Annotated in this window: 19 protein-coding genes and 1 rRNA gene; 16 read left to right on the top strand and 4 right to left on the bottom strand. The window is 44.4% G+C overall.

The genetic code is table 11. The annotated features are described in order from the left end of the window. Nucleotides 1-137: 137 nt before the first annotated feature. The 11 genes from ACNPNW_RS09815 (at nucleotide 138) to ACNPNW_RS09765 (ending at nucleotide 9,812) form a co-directional block, all read left to right on the top strand. Complete coding sequence (locus ACNPNW_RS09815; protein ID WP_448766954.1) at nucleotides 138-557, top strand: hypothetical protein; 420 nt, start codon at nucleotides 138-140, stop codon at nucleotides 555-557. Nucleotides 558-740: 183 nt separating this feature from the next. Next, nucleotides 741-896 carry a hypothetical protein gene (locus ACNPNW_RS09810; RefSeq protein WP_180180774.1) on the top strand — a complete coding sequence of 52 codons (156 nt, stop codon included), beginning with the start codon at nucleotides 741-743 and terminating at the stop codon, nucleotides 894-896. Nucleotides 897-1,211: 315 nt separating this feature from the next. Then, a complete protein-coding gene (locus ACNPNW_RS09805; protein WP_005105288.1) occupies nucleotides 1,212-1,598 on the top strand; it encodes an RcnB family protein in 387 nt (128 codons plus the stop codon). A gap of 243 nt (nucleotides 1,599-1,841) precedes the next feature. Further along, complete coding sequence (locus ACNPNW_RS09800; RefSeq protein WP_005261495.1) at nucleotides 1,842-2,228, top strand: RcnB family protein; 387 nt, start codon at nucleotides 1,842-1,844, stop codon at nucleotides 2,226-2,228. A gap of 132 nt (nucleotides 2,229-2,360) precedes the next feature. Further along, nucleotides 2,361-3,704, top strand: a complete 1,344-nt coding sequence (gene argA / locus ACNPNW_RS09795) for an amino-acid N-acetyltransferase (protein WP_004729045.1) — start codon at nucleotides 2,361-2,363, stop codon at nucleotides 3,702-3,704. Nucleotides 3,705-4,037: 333 nt separating this feature from the next. Further along, nucleotides 4,038-4,994, top strand: a complete 957-nt coding sequence (locus ACNPNW_RS09790; RefSeq protein ID WP_219307928.1) for a sulfonate ABC transporter substrate-binding protein — start codon at nucleotides 4,038-4,040, stop codon at nucleotides 4,992-4,994. A gap of 24 nt (nucleotides 4,995-5,018) precedes the next feature. Continuing rightward, the gene (locus tag ACNPNW_RS09785; RefSeq protein WP_448766953.1) at nucleotides 5,019-6,014 is read left to right on the top strand and encodes an aliphatic sulfonate ABC transporter substrate-binding protein; all 996 of its coding nucleotides are present in this window, start codon (nucleotides 5,019-5,021) and stop codon (nucleotides 6,012-6,014) included. A 36-nt stretch (nucleotides 6,015-6,050) separates the two neighbouring features. After that, a complete protein-coding gene (gene ssuD / locus ACNPNW_RS09780) occupies nucleotides 6,051-7,226 on the top strand; it encodes an FMNH2-dependent alkanesulfonate monooxygenase (protein WP_448766952.1) in 1,176 nt (391 codons plus the stop codon). Beyond that, nucleotides 7,226-8,041 carry an aliphatic sulfonate ABC transporter permease SsuC gene (gene ssuC / locus ACNPNW_RS09775; RefSeq protein WP_431437440.1) on the top strand — a complete coding sequence of 272 codons (816 nt, stop codon included), beginning with the start codon at nucleotides 7,226-7,228 and terminating at the stop codon, nucleotides 8,039-8,041. Before ssuD ends, ssuC begins: the two co-directional genes overlap by 1 nt. Before the next feature lie 21 nt (nucleotides 8,042-8,062). Further along, entirely contained in the window at nucleotides 8,063-8,869 is an 807-nt protein-coding gene (locus ACNPNW_RS09770) for an ABC transporter ATP-binding protein (protein WP_431437441.1), read from the top strand. 322 nt (nucleotides 8,870-9,191) lie between these two features. Beyond that, entirely contained in the window at nucleotides 9,192-9,812 is a 621-nt protein-coding gene (locus ACNPNW_RS09765; RefSeq protein WP_004281222.1) for a TetR family transcriptional regulator C-terminal domain-containing protein, read from the top strand. Nucleotides 9,813-9,878: 66 nt separating this feature from the next. Here the strand turns inward: ACNPNW_RS09765 and ACNPNW_RS09760 are convergent, their stop codons facing one another. Further along, on the bottom strand, nucleotides 9,879-10,442 hold the full coding sequence (locus ACNPNW_RS09760) for a 5'-methylthioadenosine/S-adenosylhomocysteine nucleosidase family protein (protein WP_448766951.1): 564 nt from the start codon (nucleotides 10,440-10,442) through the stop codon (nucleotides 9,879-9,881). A gap of 231 nt (nucleotides 10,443-10,673) precedes the next feature. Between ACNPNW_RS09760 and ribF the strand changes: the two genes are divergently transcribed. From ribF to ACNPNW_RS09735, 5 genes are all read left to right on the top strand, one after another. Continuing rightward, entirely contained in the window at nucleotides 10,674-11,675 is a 1,002-nt protein-coding gene (gene ribF / locus ACNPNW_RS09755) for a bifunctional riboflavin kinase/FAD synthetase (protein ID WP_448766950.1), read from the top strand. Between the two features lie 64 nt (nucleotides 11,676-11,739). Beyond that, nucleotides 11,740-14,586 (top strand): isoleucine--tRNA ligase, encoded by a 2,847-nt coding sequence (gene ileS, locus ACNPNW_RS09750; protein WP_420937481.1) that lies wholly within the window; start codon nucleotides 11,740-11,742, stop codon nucleotides 14,584-14,586. Next, nucleotides 14,579-15,118 (top strand): signal peptidase II, encoded by a 540-nt coding sequence (gene lspA / locus ACNPNW_RS09745; RefSeq protein ID WP_005261481.1) that lies wholly within the window; start codon nucleotides 14,579-14,581, stop codon nucleotides 15,116-15,118. The genes ileS and lspA overlap by 8 nt, the downstream gene beginning before the upstream one ends. Further along, complete coding sequence (locus ACNPNW_RS09740) at nucleotides 15,111-15,593, top strand: FKBP-type peptidyl-prolyl cis-trans isomerase (RefSeq protein WP_164542857.1); 483 nt, start codon at nucleotides 15,111-15,113, stop codon at nucleotides 15,591-15,593. Before lspA ends, ACNPNW_RS09740 begins: the two co-directional genes overlap by 8 nt. Nucleotides 15,594-15,729: 136 nt before the next feature. Further along, nucleotides 15,730-16,272 carry an NADPH-dependent FMN reductase gene (locus ACNPNW_RS09735; protein WP_004281216.1) on the top strand — a complete coding sequence of 181 codons (543 nt, stop codon included), beginning with the start codon at nucleotides 15,730-15,732 and terminating at the stop codon, nucleotides 16,270-16,272. A 268-nt stretch (nucleotides 16,273-16,540) separates the two neighbouring features. Here the strand turns inward: ACNPNW_RS09735 and ACNPNW_RS09730 are convergent, their stop codons facing one another. The 3 genes from ACNPNW_RS09730 to rrf form a co-directional block, all read right to left on the bottom strand. Continuing rightward, nucleotides 16,541-16,936, bottom strand: coding sequence for a tautomerase family protein (locus ACNPNW_RS09730; protein WP_039902475.1), 396 nt, complete (start codon nucleotides 16,934-16,936; stop codon nucleotides 16,541-16,543). A gap of 477 nt (nucleotides 16,937-17,413) precedes the next feature. Further along, a complete protein-coding gene (locus ACNPNW_RS09725; RefSeq protein WP_448766949.1) occupies nucleotides 17,414-18,586 on the bottom strand; it encodes a PQQ-dependent sugar dehydrogenase in 1,173 nt (390 codons plus the stop codon). A gap of 206 nt (nucleotides 18,587-18,792) precedes the next feature. Beyond that, a 5S ribosomal RNA gene (gene rrf, locus ACNPNW_RS09720) occupies nucleotides 18,793-18,907 on the bottom strand. Nucleotides 18,908-19,034 lie beyond the last annotated feature (127 nt).

Raw genomic sequence — 19,034 nt, 5'->3', positions numbered from 1 at the left:
AGGGAGCAATCGCTCCCTTTTTATTTCATTTTTAGTCATATTCAGCGCATAAATCTTAAGTAAGTTCACCCCGCTCGCATTGAGTTTCATTAAAATAACAGCATACTAAGCCCCACTATATTTCACTCGAGTGCATCATGACTGAATTAAACAATATTACGGTGACCCATTTAGACGATGGCATGGTGTCGCTGCTGATTGATCAACAGCCTATTTCAGAGAAATACGGCACCAAGTTTGAAGCCAGTATCGTGGATGACATCAAAGCACTCGAAAATGCTCAGAAACTCAAATTGTTCGAGCAATTTGTATTTTCACATCAGGATCTGAATTTTGAACATGCCTATTATTATGTGACTGGCATTGAAAAATTAGACGACAGTTATCGTCTGGCCAAGCACTTTGTTTATCGCATTCAAATTGAAGGACAACCTGAAATCGAGCATGTCATCAGCAATCAGGGTAAAGCCATGACGGCCGAAGATGTACGTGCCTTTATTCAGGCGCATGTGCAAAAATCACTCAACGATTATACTGACCTGAACTACGCTTATTAAAAGTCGGGTCATTGAATAATCTTGGCACTTTTCGATAAAGTGCCCTTTTTTTCTTAAAATCCTGCAAAAAATAACAATAAATCGGATTTACATATTAAATATATAAAATTATACGGTTTTCCAAATCAAACTCATTGAACTATGCTTTCTTGAACCACAGATAGATCAAATCAGGAGCGCAGCATGGCTGACCAAAAACGTAAAATTGAAACGATTCACCGGATTGAACAGTTGCAGTTATCTGAAGCATTGATTGTGGCACTTGATGATGCTCTTCAAGCTGAATCGGTGGCTGAAGCAATCCAGTCCTTGCAGAGTTTGGCAGAACAATGGAATTAATCTCAAACTAAACTGGCAAAATTCTTTGCCGTTTCATTAAATCATGAACTTTTTTCTCGCTGACTCAATGCTGTTTTTTTGAGCTAAATCATCGATTTTCGCTTGCATGTTGGCCCTTGCTTTGATGAGATAAGGACATGGCTCGGTAGGCTACTTTATAGAAGTGATGCCGTCGCATATAGTCATGTAAAAACATGACATCATCATAATATCTCTGCATTTGTTATAAAAATTGTGCCTGTTCTTCACAGTTTCTCTGCAATTTTTCCGTACATTAGGCGCTGTAGAAGATGAACAATTTAATGAGGGTTCAACATGAAAAAGGTTTTGGTGGCACTGGCAATTTCTTGCAGTACATTCATGCTGAGCAATGTCGTCATCGCTGCCCCTCATTTCAATGATGAATCCCGTATGGATTCACGTCATGGTCATGACAAGAAGAAAGCCCGTGAGTTCCGAGAGGAAGAGCAGCAGGATAACCGCCGTATGCGTGAAGAACGCGGGGTGAAACGCTTGCAACAGTTACGCTGGCAGCCAGGTTATGTAATGCCGCAGCATTATCGTGGCAATGGCTATAAAGTTGAATACAAAGACCATCGCCTGCCTCGACCTGACCGCAAGCAGCAATGGTACAAAGTCAATAATGACTACATTCTGGTGGATTCTGAAAACAACAGCATTATCCGGATTGTGGGTGACTAGTTCATAAGAGCATTCAAATTTAATCTTCTTTCAGGCCCAACGATGTTTGGGCTTTTTTATTTCACTGGCTGAAAATTGTTTATCCGCAAATCTTGCTGCTTTTCCAGTTTTCAGACTGCGTGATTCATCTACTAAATTTCTTCATGAATTTAACAATTTAACTAAATAGCCCTCACGCTTTCTATGTACTTGTTCGCTAATTTAGTCTCATCGAAATTAGATATACATCTTAAGGTGAGAGCCATGAAAAAAGTCTTAACTACAATCGCGTTATCTCTAAGTGCTTTGTTAGCTACTTCTGCAATGGCAGCACCACAGCATGACTCGCGTTATGACCATAATCCGCATAAACCGGCGCCACACTGGAATGCCAAAGACAGCAAGAAATGGAATGACGACCGTCGCTGGAATGATGACCGCCGTCATAACAACCGTATGGTCAATCCAAGCCGTGACTGGCGCGTAGGACAAACTTTACCTCGCCAATATGACAACAACCGTTTTGAAGTAAGTGATCGCGAAGCACGCCGTTTGCCAAATACCGGTCGTTTCCAGCAATGGTACAAGGTCAACAATGACTACGTTCTGGTCAATGAGCGTACCAACAAAATTGTACGAATCATTAACTAAGCTTTCTCCATTACTGCTCGTCTTGCAGACACCTGAAGTCCCCTTCAGGTGTTTTTTTATATCTGCACTTCCACTTGCATTTTTTTTCATTAGAATCAAAGCTGGATCTTCAATCATTGAAATGGGCACAGCATGACTTCAGCAGAAACGTCACAAAGCACAACTTTGCAATATGTGCACTGGTTTCGCCATTCTGCGCCTTATATCAATGCGCACCGCAATAAAACCTTTGTAATCATGTTTGATGGCGAAGCCGTCTTAAATGATAACTTTCAGCATATTATTCACGATATTGCTTTATTACATTCTTTAGGCATTCGGCTGATTCTGGTACATGGTGCACGTCCGCAAATTAACCAGAATCTGGCTCAAAGCCAGATTACGACGCCTTTTTACCAGCAGCGTCGGGTCACCACACGTGAATCTTTAAGCTGCGTGATGAATGCCGTCGGTTCGATCCGCCTACAAATTGAAGCACTGCTGTCTATGGGACTGGCCAATTCGCCGATGTATGGCGCCCGGATTGATACCGTTTCAGGGAATTTTGTCACCGCCAAGCCGTATGGCATCCGCGATGGTATCGATTTTCAGTTGACCGGTGAAGTGCGCGCGGTTGATACCGATGCGATTCAGCGCCATCTGGACAGTCATAATATTGTGGTGCTTGGCCCGACCGGTTATTCCACTACCGGAGAAGTTTTTAATCTGCTGGCTGAAGAAGTCGCTACCAAAACTGCGATTCGCCTCAAGGCAGATAAACTGATTTTTCTCGGTAAGCAGCATGGTCTGATGGACAGTAACGGCCAACTCAAACGCGAAGTGACACCGCAACAACTGGATGATTTTATTCCGGTCGAGCAAGATGCATTGGAAAGAGGATTACAGTTAAAAGCCGCACAGGAAGCCTCCATGAACGGCGTACATCGGGTGCATCTGATTTCTTATGCCTATGATGGTGCCCTGCTGGAAGAACTGTTTACCCGTGATGGTTCCGGCACTCTGGTCACCGATGCACATTATGAAGAAGTGCGGATGGCAGATATTCAGGATGTCGGTGGCCTGATCGGTTTGCTGCGTCCATTGGAAGAAGAAGGTATTCTAGTTTATCGCTCCCGTGAACGTCTGGAAAATGAAATCAACCAGTTTGCCGTAATCGAACGGGACGGCATGATTCTGGCCTGTGCCGCCCTCTACCCGATTCCGACCACGGGTGATGAATTGCGTTCTGCAGAAATCGCCTGCGTTGCAGTACATCCAAGTTATCGCAAGTCTAACCGGGGTAGCCAGATCCTGCATTATCTTGAAGAAAAAGCCAAAAGCATGCAGATTCAGCAGCTGTTTATTCTAACCACCCGCACCGCGCACTGGTTTCTGGAACAGGGCTTTGAACCGGCTTCAGTCGATGATCTGCCGGATGCCCGTCAGGCTTTTTATAATTATCAACGCAATTCCATTGTTTGCAAAAAGTCACTTTAAAGTGACTTTTTCTTTTGGTGCCTTAGCTTAATTTTAGATAAAGATATCTGGCAATCTCGATTTAAATTTTAAAATTGCAATGCTGCTTTTCAGCTAAACATATCAGCAGATTAGATTTAAAGAAATAATTATAAATTTCATAAGTTTGATTAACTTAAATAGTAAATATTCATTTTTATATAAATCACTTTTTCGCATAAGTTTTGCGCTTTTTTATTTACCTTTTTTCTTCATTAGAAATTCCTGAATAGTTATTTTTTTGAAAAAACAAAAACGATTAGCGTGTGTCTAAGTTTTCATTCACTAGTTTGTCATTTTCGGGAGTTTTGATTCATGCGCCAATCTCATGTTCAGTTTTTAGCAAAGACTGTGGTACTTGGTACTGCGATGGTGGGTGTCATGATGCTTTCAGGCTGCTCGAAAAAAGAAGAGACCATTACCCTGAATATCGGTTTCCAAAAATACGGCGTATTACCTATTTTAAAAGAACGCGGTACGCTGGAAACCAGCTTAAAACAGCAAGGGGTCAATGTGAAATGGGTAGAATTTCCGGCTGGCCCGCAATTGCTTGAAGGCCTGAATGTCGGCAGCATCTCTTTTGGTGAAGCCGGTGAAGCACCACCGATTTTTGCCCAGGCGGCCAACTCAAATCTGGTCTATGTGGCCAATCAGCCGCAAGCACCTAAGGCCGAAGCCTTGATTGTACCGAAAGATTCACCAATCCAGTCTATTCAGGATCTGAAAGGCAAACGGGTAGCCCTGAACAAAGGTTCAAATGTGCATTACCTGCTGTTAAAAGTTCTGGAAGCCAACAAGCTGACACTCGGTGATATTGAAGTGATTTATCTACCACCTTCCGATGCACGTGCTGCATTTGAACGTGGTGCAGTTGATGCCTGGGTCATCTGGGATCCGTTCTTTGCAGCTGCTGAACATCAGATTGGTGCGCGTGTCATTGCCAGCGGTGAAAATGTGGTGAGCAACCACCAATTCTATCTGGCAGATCGCAAGTTCGCAGAAAGCCATCCTCAGGTGGTACAGGCGGTTGTCAATGAACTAAACCTGACCACGGACTGGGTCGCAAAAAATCAGGACGCTGCCGCTCAGCTCCTGCAAAAACCGACAGGTCTAGCCGTCGATGTCTTAAAAACCTCTATTTCACGCATGGGCTTCGGTGTTAAACCCCTCACGACTGACGTGATTCAAAAACAGCAACAGGTCGCCGATGCGTTTTATGCGCAGCAGCTGATTCCACAAAAGCTGAATATTGATGCAGCAATTATTAAATAACAGCAGAATAATTCGAGAATAAAGATGAGTCATTTAAAAACAGTTTCTTATATCAGTTTAGCGTTATTGAGCTTTAGTCTGACTGGCTGTCAGAAACAGGAAGCACAGCAAAAGACTGCTGCAGACACCAAAGCAACACAACCGGTAAAAACCATTGCGATTGGCTTTCAGAAATCAGCCTTGAATCTGCTGGTGGCACGCGATGAAAAGCTATTAGAACAACAATTCCCGAGTGCCAAAATTGAATGGAAAGAGTTTCCGGCAGGTCCACAAATGCTGGAAGCCTTAGCGGTCGGTGCAGTGGATTATGGCTATGTGGGAAATACTCCGCCTATTTTTGCACAGGCGGCAGACAAAGCCCTGAGCTACGTGGCCTTTGAAAAAGTGGCGGGAAATTCTTTGGCCGTGGTCGTGCCGAAAGACAGTGCGATTCAAAACATTCAACAGTTGAAAGGAAAACGGATCGCGGTTCAAAAAGGTTCAAGTGCCCATGAACTTCTGGCCAAAACCCTGGAAAAAGCAGGATTGGAGTGGTCAGAGATTCAAGCCATTTGGCTTCCCCCTGCGGATGCACGTGCTGCTTTTGACAAAAAAGCCATTGATGCCTGGGCAATCTGGGATCCCTTTCTGGGTGCAGCCGAGTTCGACAGCAAGGTTAAGGTGCTGATTGAATCCAGTGACTTTCCACAAACCTACTCCTTTTATATCGGCAATCCCGAATTTATTCAGAAGCATCCGGATAGTCCCGGGAAGTTTATTCAGGCTTTAAATGCCTCTGACCAGTGGATTCTTAAAAACCAGGCTGTAGCTCTAGATATCTATCAGAAAAGTACCGGTCTGAAACCGGATGTAGCGAAGATTGCATTTGAGCGTCGTCTTAAACCTTCGCCGGTACAACCATTAACGACGGAAGTGATCAAAGCTCAACAGAATATTGCCGATCTCTTCCAGCAGGTTCAACTGATTCCCAAAACCATCAGCGTCCAGCAACAGATCTGGTCGCCAGCGGCCACACATTGATGAGCAAACAAGATCATTCAATTTAAGGAATATTACATGAAAATTTTCTGGTTTATCCCCACTCATGGCGACAGTCGTTACTTAGGCACCAGCAAGGGCGCACGTGTTGTAGATCATGCCTACATGAAGCAGATTGCCGTTGCGGTAGATAACTTAGGTTATGAAGGTGTCCTGATTCCGACTGGCCGTTCTTGTGAAGATCCATGGTTAACTGCAGCCAGCCTGATTGATGCGACCAAAAAATTAAAATTCCTGGTGGCATTGCGTCCAGGCGTGACCACGCCGGCACTGGCTGCACGTATGGCCGCGACCTTTGACCGCTTGTCTAATGGCCGAGTACTGCTGAATCTGGTGACTGGCGGTGACGAGCAGGAGCTAAAAGGTGATGGCGTCTATGAAGATCACACAACCCGTTATAAAACGGCGACCGAATACACCACCATCTGGCGTGAAATTTTAAAACGCTCACATACCGGTGAAAGCTTTAGCTTCCATGGCGAACGCTTAAGTGTCGACGAGGCAAAATTGCTGTATCCACCAATCCAGCAGCCACATCCGCCTTTATGGTTTGGCGGTTCATCAGATGATGCCATTGAACTGGCTACGGATCAGGTCGACACTTACCTGACCTGGGGCGAGCCACCGGCCGCAGTCAAAGAAAAAATTGCAGTGGTAAAAGCCAAGGCCGCAGCTAAAGGTCGTGAACTGAATTACGGGATCCGTTTACACGTGATCGTACGCGAAACCAATGAGCAGGCCTGGGCGGCGGCTGAAGAACTGATTCAATATGTGGATGATGCCACTATCGCTGCAGCCCAAGCCAAGTTCAAATCCATGGACTCGGTCGGTCAGCGCCGTATGGCAGAACTGCACAATGGCGATCGCAGCAAACTCGAAGTTTCTCCAAACCTCTGGGCAGGTGTGGGTCTGGTTCGTGGTGGTGCAGGTACGGCACTGGTCGGCGATCCGGAAACTGTCGCTGCACGTATCCAGGAATATGCCGATCTGGGGATCAGCACCTTTCTTTTCTCAGGCTATCCACATCTGGAAGAATCCATCCGTTTTGCAGAACTGGTATTCCCTTTACTTCCACTGGAAACCCAGCAAAAACTCACTCAACCAAACTTGACCGGTCCATTTGGTGAAATCGTGGCGAACAACTACACACCGGACGAGAACAAGCAGGCTGAGAAAATTAAGGAGTCTGCTTAATGTCAAAAGTCGTTTCCGTTGAAACCCTGACCCCAAAGCAGGTTTCACGTGGAACAATTCTGGGGCAGCATCTGCTGCCCTGGCTGGTTCCAATTTTCTTGATTGCAGTTTGGCAAATTGCCTCTAGCACAGGCCTGCTGGAAAGCCGGATTCTGCCTGCACCGAGTGCCGTGGTTTTAGCCTTCTGGAATTTATTGCTCAGCGGTGAACTGTGGACGCATGTGCAAGTCAGTGCAGGACGTGCCATCAGCGGATTATTGGTAGGTGGTGGTTTGGGCCTATTGCTGGGTCTGTTAAATGGTTCATCCAAAACTGCCTCTACCCTGCTCGACACCACCTTGCAGATGATCCGCAATATTCCTGCACTGGCACTCATTCCCCTAGTCATCTTATGGTTCGGGATTGATGAATCTGCCAAATTGTTTTTGGTGGCGATTGGTGTATTTTTCCCAATTTATATCAATACCTATCATGGCATCCGCTCGGTCGATCCACAACTCATTGAGATGGGCAAAAGCTATGGCTTAACTCGCTGGCAACTGTATAAAGAAATTATTCTGCCGGGTGCGATGCCGTCAATTCTGGTCGGACTGCGTTTTTCTCTAGGTCTGGTCTGGGTACTGTTAATCGTTGCCGAAACTATTTCTGCTCAGTCTGGTATTGGTTATATGACCATGAATGCACGTGATTTTTTGCAAACCGATGTGGTTCTGGTAGGTATTTTACTGTATGCCCTGCTGGGTAAACTGGCCGATGTTCTGGCCGTGGCTTTAGAACGATTCCTGCTGCGCTGGCATGCCGGCTATCAAAAATAAAGAATAAATGAGGAGCATGTGATGACTGATCTTAGTTTAGGGCGTCATGCCAATGACCCGATTGTGCCACTGGAACAACCTACGGCAGATATTAATCCCGCTGCAGTGATCGGTGCCGAAATTATCATTGAACAGCTGCACAAGTTTTATGGTTCAGTCAAAGTCTTAGAAGATCTGGACCTGCATATACAACCGGGTGAATTTCTGGCGATTGTCGGTCGCAGCGGTTGTGGTAAAAGTACCTTATTGCGCTTGATTGCCGACCTGGAACAGCAAAGCTACGGTGAAATCAAGTTTAAGTCCGCCCGGCATATTCGTGAAGGCATTACTGCAGATGATATCCGGGTGATGTTTCAGGATCCTCGCCTGCTGCCTTGGCGCAGCATCGAACAGAATGTTCAACTCGGTTTACCGAAGGAGCAGCATGCCAAAGCTTCGCAAATGCTGGAAAAGGTCGGACTCAAAGAAAAAGCTGGACTGTGGCCTTCACAGCTTTCTGGAGGACAACGGCAACGTACCGCCTTGGCGAGGGCATTATCGCATCAGCCGCGTATTCTACTGCTGGATGAACCGCTCGGCGCCCTGGATGCCCTGACACGTCTGGAAATGCAGAACCTGATTGAACGTCTCTGGACCGAGCAAGGCTTTACCGCCATTCTGGTCACGCATGATGTCAGTGAAGCCGTGCAACTGGCAGACCGGATTATCTTACTGGACAAAGGCCATATTGCCAAAGAGTTTAGGGTCAATTTGCCACGTCCCCGGCAAAAAACTGTGACATTTGCAGAACTGGAACAGCAGGTCTTGCAGGCAGTTTTAGCGACCTAAATACTTAATCCCACCCAAAATCGCGCATGGTTTTGGGTCTTATTCTTACAAAAATGCGTTTATCTCAATAAGAAGATATTTTTATCAGATTCATTTCAGTATTATTCCTCTCTCCAATTAATGAAGAAAAAAGATGAATAAATGAAGTATTTTCAGAAACTTGAATTTTTCTTCTGGTGTAGATGCATTTAGCCTATTTTAAATATTGATCTAGAGAATAAATCATCATTATTCAAAAAATTAGCCTGTGACTGTGTGCACAAATCTGATGATTTGCCGTACAATTGAGGATTCCCTTTTTCATTGTTTTTTATATTTGCTAATGGAACAAAAAAAGAGTACTCAAAAACGCAATCAGCTGCTAAATGCTGCACTAGACGTATTTTCCCTATATGGTTTTAATGGGGCAAGTCTGGATGAAATCGCACAAATTGCAGAAATGCATAAGTCGAATATTTTCTATTATTATGAAAATAAAGAAGCCCTGTATGTCGAGGTATTAACCACCGTTCTACAAAAATGGCTGGCGCCTTTACAAACCCTTGAAGCTGAACTTGAACCTGAAGAAGCGATCACCAATTATTTGATGCAAAAAATTGAAGTGTCGCGTACCCAGCCTAAAGCATCCCGTTTATTTGCTTTGGAGGTGATTCAAGGTGCACCGCATATTCTGGAAATTTTAAAAGGTCCGCTGAAAAAACTGGTTAAGCGTAAAGCCAAAGTGATTTCCAACTGGCAGGAGCAAGGCAAGATTTCTGCAGATATTGATCCTGAGTTACTGATTCTGAATATTTGGGCGATTACCCAGAACTATGCAGACTTTGCCACTCAAATGGAAATGGTCACGGGTAAAACTTTGCGTAACCGCAGCATGCAGCAACGCATTATCCAGCATACGGTACACATGATGTTATACGGCGTGATTCCACGTACGGATAAATAAGCAAGCGCTTCTGATTGGCACACGACCATAGCTGCTATGGTCGCCGAGCAAACTTAACTTTCCTATTTATTTTACCATTTGATATAAATCTAATAATTTTTTCGCACCCAATAACAGATTTTCTTCCCAATCCAGATGCGCAGTCTCATTGGCTCCATCACTAATGTATTTCACTGAAATCAGCCGAACGCCCAGCTTTTTACAGACTTTGGACAAGGCATAGCCTTCCATATCGACCAAATTACACGCCACTTTTGAAATACCGGTTTCAAAGCTGTCGCCTGTCCCACAAATCCCTTTCGGCAAATGGTCAAAGAAAGAATCCAGCTCAATGGCACCCGGGAAATGCTGATCCATCGGGGTCATGCCGACCTCAAAGCCGAGGGGTGAAACGTCCATATCACGCTGTACAAATTGCGTGACTTCGACCAGTTCATGCGCATTGAAATGTGAACTCCCCGCGCTTCCCAAATTCAGCAAGGTACTGCAACCGGTGTTCTGAATCACCTCAAAAGCTTTAAAAGCCGCATTGACTTTACCAATCCCGCTGTAATGCACCCGAATGCCTTCTGCTTCAAACAAGCCTTTGGATTCATTGGGTAGAGCCATGATGAGCGCCAGATCGGACATTCGAAACACCTGATATCAAGAAAAACCCTGACATTAGAAAACAAAAATGTCTGAATGAAAAGCACCAGTACCCTGATCAGACATACTTAGCGCGTAGAAAAACCAGCCGGCTTAATTCCAAGGAAGATGAATTTTCAAGAAAAATATTGCATAAAAACACAACAGCAAGACGAAAGCGCGAGATTATGGCAATATATAGCCTCTCGATATTTCTAAGCACTTGATTTGCCCATGCAGCTGCTCCGTCTAAATGCTTTAGCCTCTCATTCTGAATTACCCAAAACTGCCGTGACCATCGGTAATTTTGACGGCGTGCATTTAGGCCATCAGGCGATGATCCGTCAGCTGCAACAGGTGGCTGAAGCACAGGGTTTAAAATCTGTAGTGATGATTTTCGAGCCGCAACCGCTTGAATACTTTCAGGGTTATGAGGCCCCACCGCGTATTTCATCGTTGCGTGAAAAAGTTGAATACCTGACTGAGCTGGGTGTGGACTATATCGCTGTGGCGAAATTTGACCATACTTTTCGCAGTCTGACTGCAGAAGCCTTTGCCGACATTTTAAAAGAAAAACTGAATGCCCGGCATCTGGTCTTAGGCGATGATTTTCACTTTGGTAAAAACCGCCAAGGCAACAGTGAATTCCTGCGCAATTACGGCTTTAAAGTGACCAATTTAAATACCATTGCTCTGGATGGTGAACGCGTCAGTTCCACCCGGATTCGCCAGACCTTGCAAGCCGGTGATTTAGCCTTGGCCGCACAATTGCTGGGGCGTCCTTATAGCATTACCGGGCGGGTGCAATACGGTGATCAGATTGGTCGAACCATTGATTTTCCTACTATTAATGTACGGCTCAACCGTCATAAGCCCTGCCTCAAAGGAATTTATGGGGTTGAAGTCATTTGCGAAACCCAATCCTTAAAAGACAAAGTAAAATCCGACTCTGCAACGCAAACCGGTATTGCGGGTTATGACCCGACTGCCCTGTTTGGGGCAGGTCATGTCGGCACACGTCCTGCCATTAAACAAGCACATCCAGAGTGGCGATTAGAAGTACATTTTCCAGATGTTTCTGCTAATCTGTATGGCCTGTTGATGCGGGTGACGTTCTTAAACTACTTACATGGCGAAAAGGACTATCCTTCGCTTGAAGCGCTAAAAGCCGGAATTGATGATGATGTCGAGAAACTGCTTGAGTTTCGTCGAAATCACCCCACATTTCCCTTTTAATATCCCATATTTTTATTGTAAAACGTGTCAGTGACATAACTGATTAGATTGGAAGACGACTTGCATGAGCGATAAGCAAACTCCTGAAAATGCAGTGGACTATAAAGCCACGCTAAACCTCCCAGGTACTGACTTTGCAATGAAAGCAAATTTGGCAGTACGTGAAGCGAAATGGTTAGAAGAGTGGTATGCCGACAACATTTATCAGCAGATTCGTGAATCGCGTATTGGCAAGAAAAAATACGTGCTTCATGACGGCCCTCCTTATGCCAATGGTCAAATCCATTTGGGTCATGCGGTCAACAAAGTACTCAAAGACATCATTATCAAAAGCCGTGTCATGGACGGGTTTGATGCGCCATATGTACCGGGTTGGGACTGTCACGGTTTGCCAATCGAACTGAAAGTCGAAGAAAAAGTCGGTAAAGTCGGCGTAAAAGTTGATGCTTCAACTTTCCGTAAAGCGTGTCGTGAATATGCCTACACCCAAGTTGAGCTTCAAAAGAAAGACTTCGTACGTATGGGTGTGTTCGGTGATTGGGACAATCCTTACCTAACGATGAACTTCAAACAAGAAGCCGACATCGTACGTTCACTGGGTGCAATCGCGAAAGCAGGTCATATCGAGCCAGGTCTTAAACCAGTCAACTGGTGTCTGGACTGTGGTTCATCATTGGCTGAAGCTGAAGTTGAATATGAAGATAAAAAATCGGATGCAATTGATGTCGGTTTCACTGTTGTTGATTTAGCTGATTTGTCTGCTCGTTTAGGCGTAGACGTTGCTGATCGTACCGATATCGTGATCTGGACCACAACACCTTGGACGATGCCTGCCAACCAAGCGGTTGCATTACATGCTGAGCTTGAATACCAACTGGTGAAAGCAACAGCCGAAGATAAAGCTGCACAAAACTTCATTTTGGCGAAATCATTGGTTGAGTCTGCGACTCAGCGTTATGGCTTTACTGCGTTTGAAGTGCTTGCTGAATTCACAGGTGCAAAACTTGAGAATTTAGTTCTTCGACATCCTTTAATTGCTGAACGCCAAGTGCCAGTGATTTTGGGTGAACATGTCACCGATGCGAGCGGTACAGGTGCTGTACATACTGCACCGGGTCACGGTGTGGACGACTATAAAGTTGGCTTACAGTACAACCTCAAAGTTGAAAACCCAGTCGGTGGTAATGGTGTGTATTTACCAACTTCGCCTATCTTCCCAGGCGAGCATATCTACAAAGCCAATCCAAAAATTATTGCAGCATTAACTGAAGCAACCAAGCTTTGGGCACATGTAGTGATCAAGCATAGCTACCCGCATTGCTGGCGCCATAAAACCCCGATTATCTTCCGTGCGACACCACAATGGTTTATCAGCATGGATGCTAAAGGTCTACGTCAAAATGCCTTGAATGCGATTGAAAACGAGATCAGCTTTGTACCGGACTGGGGTAAAAACCGTATCCAAGCGATGATTGAAGGTCGTCCGGATTGGTGTATCTCACGTCAACGTACTTGGGGCGTGCCAATTCCGTTCTTCGTACACAAAGACACCAATGAATTGCACCCACGTACGCCTGAACTGATCGAAGAAGTGGCTAAGCTGATCGAACAAGAAGGTATTGATGGTTGGTACAACCGTGATGCCCGTGAGTTCATTGGTGATGATGCTGAACAATACAATGCTGTGCGTGACACGCTAGACGTTTGGTTCGACTCAGGTACAACGCATTATGCAGTACTGCGTGAACGTGAAGAATTGACTGATCCTGCTGATTTGTACCTTGAAGGTTCAGACCAACACCGTGGTTGGTTCCAATCCTCATTGCTTACCTCGATTGCGATTAATAAACGTGCGCCATACAAAGGCTTGTTAACGCATGGTTTCGTAGTGGACGAGAAAGGTCGTAAGATGTCGAAGTCGATCGGTAACGTGATCACCCCACAAGACATCATTAAAGATATGGGTGCAGACGGCTTACGCTTCTGGATCGCATCTGCGGATTACCGTTATGAAATGACCGCAGGTAAAGAAATCTTTAGCCGTGCGTCTGACGGTTACCGTCGTATCCGTAACACGCTTCGTTTCTTACTTGCTAACCTCAATGGTTTCAAACCATCAACAGATGCGCTTCCTGTAGATCAATTAATCGCACTCGATCAATACATCCTGCAACGTGCTGCTGAAGTGCAAGAAACCATTAAAAAAGCATATGAAGATATGAACTTCCATATTGTCACCACTGCTTTAACGAATTTCTGTATCAATGACTTAGGTGGTTTTTACTTAGACATCATCAAAGACCGTCAATACACCACGAAAGCGGATTCGCAAGCACGTCATTCTGCACAAACTGCGTTGTATCACTTGGTACAAGCATTCGTGCGTTGGATGTCACCAATCCTGAGCTTTACTGCACAAGAAGCTTGGCCGTTAATTCCTGAGCAATCAGAGAAATACGTGTTCACGGCTGAATGGTATGACATTCCTGTGGCTTCAACTGCAAATGTAGTATCTGAAGCTGAATGGCAAACGCTCATTGCTGTGAAATCTGCAGTAAACAAATTCATTGAAACTGCACGTACAGCAAAAACTGTCGGTTCTAACTTGTCTGCCAAAGTTGAACTTTGGGCAAATGCTGAATTAAAAGCAGTGCTAGATAAGTTAAGTGATGAGCTTCGTTTCGTACTGATCACATCACAAGTGATCGTCAATGAGTTTGATGCAGCACAAGGTGAAGCATCTGATCTTGAAGGCTTGAATGTGAAAGTTTCAGCGGCTGATGGCGAAAAATGTGTACGTTGCTGGCATGTATTACCAGATGTAAATACACATTCTGCACATCCTGGCCTATGCGGTCGTTGTATCATCAACCTTCCTACAGGCCAAGGCGAAGAGAGAAAATATGCCTAATACCCACACGAAAAAGGGCTTATTCCAGTTCTATCCACATAATTTATGGTGGGTTGGACTGGCCATTCTGGCGATCCTTCTGGATCAATGGACCAAATGGATTGCAGTGACAAATCTGAATTATGCAGATCCTGTTCCTGTGCTGCCCTTTTTAAATTGGACACTGTTACATAACTATGGTGCTGCCTTTAGTTTTCTGTCCGATGCCGGTGGTTGGCAACGCTATTTCTTTACTTCACTGGCAGGTTTAGTGTCTGTAATCTTTGTGTTTTGGCTGATGCGTATGCCAAAAGACATGAAAATTTTACCATTGGCGATTGCCCTGATTCTGGGTGGTGCCATCGGTAATTTAATCGACCGGGTCAGCCTCGGCTATGTAGTCGATTTTATTCATGTGTATTACCAGAACAGCCACTTCCCTGCGTTCAATATCGCAGATAGTGCTATTACTGTAGGCACTATTCTGATGCTGATTGATACCTTTTTCTTAGAAAAACATCGAATTCAACGGGCGCAAGCACAACATGACTGATTTTATTCATCCTAACGAAGAAACCCGGGTTGCAGACGGTTCTAAAGTCGAGCTGCACTTTTCTGTCGCAATCGAAAATGGCGTGGAAATTGACAATACCCGTAGCCGTGAAGAACCGGTCAGCCTGGTGATTGGTGATGGCAATTTACTGCCTGGTTTTGAAAAAGCACTGATTGGCTTACGTGCCGGTGACCGTCGCACGGTCAGCCTGCCACCAGAAGATGCTTTTGGGCCATGGAATCCAGAAAACATTCAGAAATTTGACACGGTAAAATTTGGAGACCGTCCGATCGAAGGTCACATGATCGAGTTTGAAGACAAAGCCAAAGCGACCTTGTATGGCGTGGTGAGATCGGTGAATGATGACATCACTGAAGTGGACTTTAACCATCCATTGGCAGGCAAAAACATCACTTTTGAAGTGGAAATCTTTAAAGTGACACCTGCGGGTCAGCAAGGTATTAAACTGATGTAAAACATCAGCTAATTGACTGATTTTGAAAAAGCTCCTTCGGGAGCTTTTTTATTTTCCGGATACAAATCATCTCTAGTCACCTTTCTGAAATCTGATTAATTTAATTTGATGATCAGACCAGAAGAAAGGATGAAACATGAAAATTTATATTGTGGTTGGAAGTGTGCGTGAGGGACGTACCGCGATTAAAGTGGCACACTGGGTACTGCAGGAAATTAAAAGTTATGCCTTTAGCACTTTAGAAACTGAAATTGTCGATCTAAAAGAATGGGATCTTCCGCTATTTTCTGGGGCTCATCCGCCATTGACCGGGATTTATGATCAACCCAAACAGCAAGACTGGGCCGACAAGATTGCGCTTGGCGATGCCTTTATTTTTGTCACGCCTGAATACAATCATGGCTATAGCCCTGCCCTGAAAAATGCCTTGGATTATCTCGGCAAGGAATGGCAAGGCAAACCGGCAGCTTATATTGGTTATGGTGCGACCAACGGCTCACGTTCAATTGACCAGATTCGTCAAGTCGGCACTCAACTTGGACTGGTGGATACCAATGCCGTGATCGAAATCCGGGACATCTTTGCGCGCAACAAAGATTATTCCTTCCAAGGCAATGAATTTGATAATAAAAACTTAAAAGCTGTGGTAGATAGACTGATTCAATATGTCAGTGCTTAATGACTGGACGACAGCCCTGTACGTTTTAGCCTACATGCAGCGCAGAGTTTAGCCGCTATGCAGTCATTTTATGCGAGGCTATAGTGAGTACATAGACAGACAGGAAGTCTGCAAAGCGATACGACAACAATAAAAAGCGCCAATCAACAGGACGTTGACAGATTAGACAGGAGTCAGATCTGAGAAGCAAATCCAGAAAAGCCTCGACAGGGTGTTGAGGCTTTTCTGTTTAAACTTTAGGTTTAACTAGAGTAGTGATCGGAATGCATCAAACATCAACCTTAAAGCCGAGATCAACATCACAGGCGGCCTGCCCTCCCCGGATCTCCCAATTTTCTAGTGCACTTTCTCTCAGATGAATCAGAATATGATCTGCAGGAATGCCGATTTCTCCGAGACTTTTGACCATCTGCTGATACAAATTGCGCTTGGTCTCCAGACTGCGGCCAGCAAAACAGTCAATACTGATCAAGGTAAAATATTCAGGCTGAGCTAAATGGCTCATATAATGAAAACGATGCGCTTCATGCACGACCAGACGAATATTACGATCATATTCAGGCAGCTGAAAGGCAGTTTTCACACAATGAAATACGCTGTTAAGCAATTGTTCCTCAACTGCTTGAGGATATTGTTGCCGAACTTCAATTTGAATCGTAGGCATAGGAGTTTCCTTTTTATTATTTTATGGACGTTTTTATTTATATCAGTTGATGCATATCAAAAGAGTTTTCTCTCGCTAACATACAGCAAAATCATCACCGCAGTTTATGATTTGGTCAGATGATCATTTTGAAACAGTATTTTTAAAATTATCTTTTAAAATTTGGCTGTCGGCTTTGACCTACAATCTATGCAGCCAAACTGCCCTATTGCGCTGTATCGCTTCAGGCTATATTGAGATCATACCAAGACAGGAAGTCTTGTAAGAAAAATAAAAAATTCACGTAGCAGGATGCTGATCGGTATAACAGATATTATACCTTTAACAGAATATGAAAAGGCCTTCACAGGATGTAGAGGCCTTTTTCTTTCATGTCAGCATCAGCTTAAAAATCCTTTCATTCAGAGGGTCAGCTCATGCTGCGTTATTCCACCTTTCAATAACTCATTTTCAGATAAGCATCCTAAAAGCAGAGGATTAAGGTGCTGTCATTTTTAACAAACCGGCTTGCGAACCATCTTGAATCACCCACAGTGAACCATCCTGTGCCTGAGCAACCCCGCGAATCCGCTCCTTCATATCTAGACGCTGGACTTCTTTCACTGGAGTCTGGGTCGTATCCACAATCACAATCGCCTTGGAAGACAGACCGGTCGCAATCGCTTTATTTTTCCATTTCGGGAAGACATTAGCCGTATAAAACATTAAATCTGAAGGAGAAATTACCGGAGTCCAATCCAGTGCTGGGGCCTCAAATTCAGGTCGGGTACTGTGGTCAGGAATCGGCTTGCCATCATAATGATCGCCATTGGACACTAACGGATAACCATAATTTTTAGCTTTGACAATCTTGTTCAGTTCATCGCCGCCTTTTGGTCCCATTTCGATTACCCAAAGCTGCCCTTTCGGATCAAAAGCCATGCCTAGAGGATTACGATGTCCAAGACTCCAGACCTGCTGGGCAATTTTACCCTGATTCATAAACGGATTATCGGCAGGGATTGAGCCATCATCATTCAGGCGAATAATTTTACCGGCGTTGGATTGCATATCCTGTGCAGGGTTGAATTGCTGACGTTCTCCTGAACTGATCCATAACTTACCATCCGACCCGAATACAATCCGATGGGCATAATGTCCCTGGCCTGAAAATTTCGGCACTTGCGTCCAGATCCGTTCAATTTGTGTGAGTTGAGGAGTGGCTTGATTTAAGTTTAATTTACCCCGGATCACCACTGCACCATATCCGCCTTGGCCTTGTTCAGCATAGCTCAGATATACCCACTGATTCTTTGCAAAATCTGGATGTAAAGCAACTTCACCTAAGCCACCTTGGCCCCCATACGCAACCTGGGGTATACCTTTCACCTCGATTTTTTTCTTGGTTTTTGGATCAAAGAGCTGCAATTTTCCTTTGCGCTCAGTAATCAATAGTCGGCCATCATTTAAAGTAGTAATCGCCCACGGCTCATTAAATTGAGCCACCTGTTCAACCTTATATTTTTGCATGCTTAAAGAGACTGCATCCGATTTGGCAGCTGATGTAGATGCGTCTTGAATACTTCTAGAAGATGAATTCTCTGCATGACAGGCAGTAAATGCTAAAGCACAACAACTGAGTAGAATTTTTATTTTAAATTGCGACAACATCCTCTTCTCCATACTGATTTATTGTTCAAATTAACATCAAGATACAGAGTTTCTGGTCTAAATTCAGCATAGAAAAGTAAATAGATATATTTTAAAAATTATAAATAGAATTTCTCTTAATAAAGAATTAGTGTCTAAGCTTTTGATTAAAACCCGCGCATAAAAAAACACCCCCAACCGTTTGGTTGGGGGTGTTTTGAATAATGAGCTGGCGATGACTTACTCTCACATGGGTAACCCCACACTACCATCAGCGCTAAGAGGTTTCACTTCTGAGTTCGGGAAGGGATCAGGTGGTTCACTCTTGCTATGGTCGCCAGCACAACTGGTATGATTACTTACTGAGGTCTTATGGTTGCCTTAGCTTTCTTCAAATCTTGCACTCTGTTCAAAGCAGTGCTTTGAACATCGTTCATTAACAGATATATCTGAGTTGGGTATTTTGTTC

This window comes from Acinetobacter endophylla, assembly GCF_053543775.1.
This window is presented reverse-complemented; position numbering and strand designations above follow the sequence as displayed.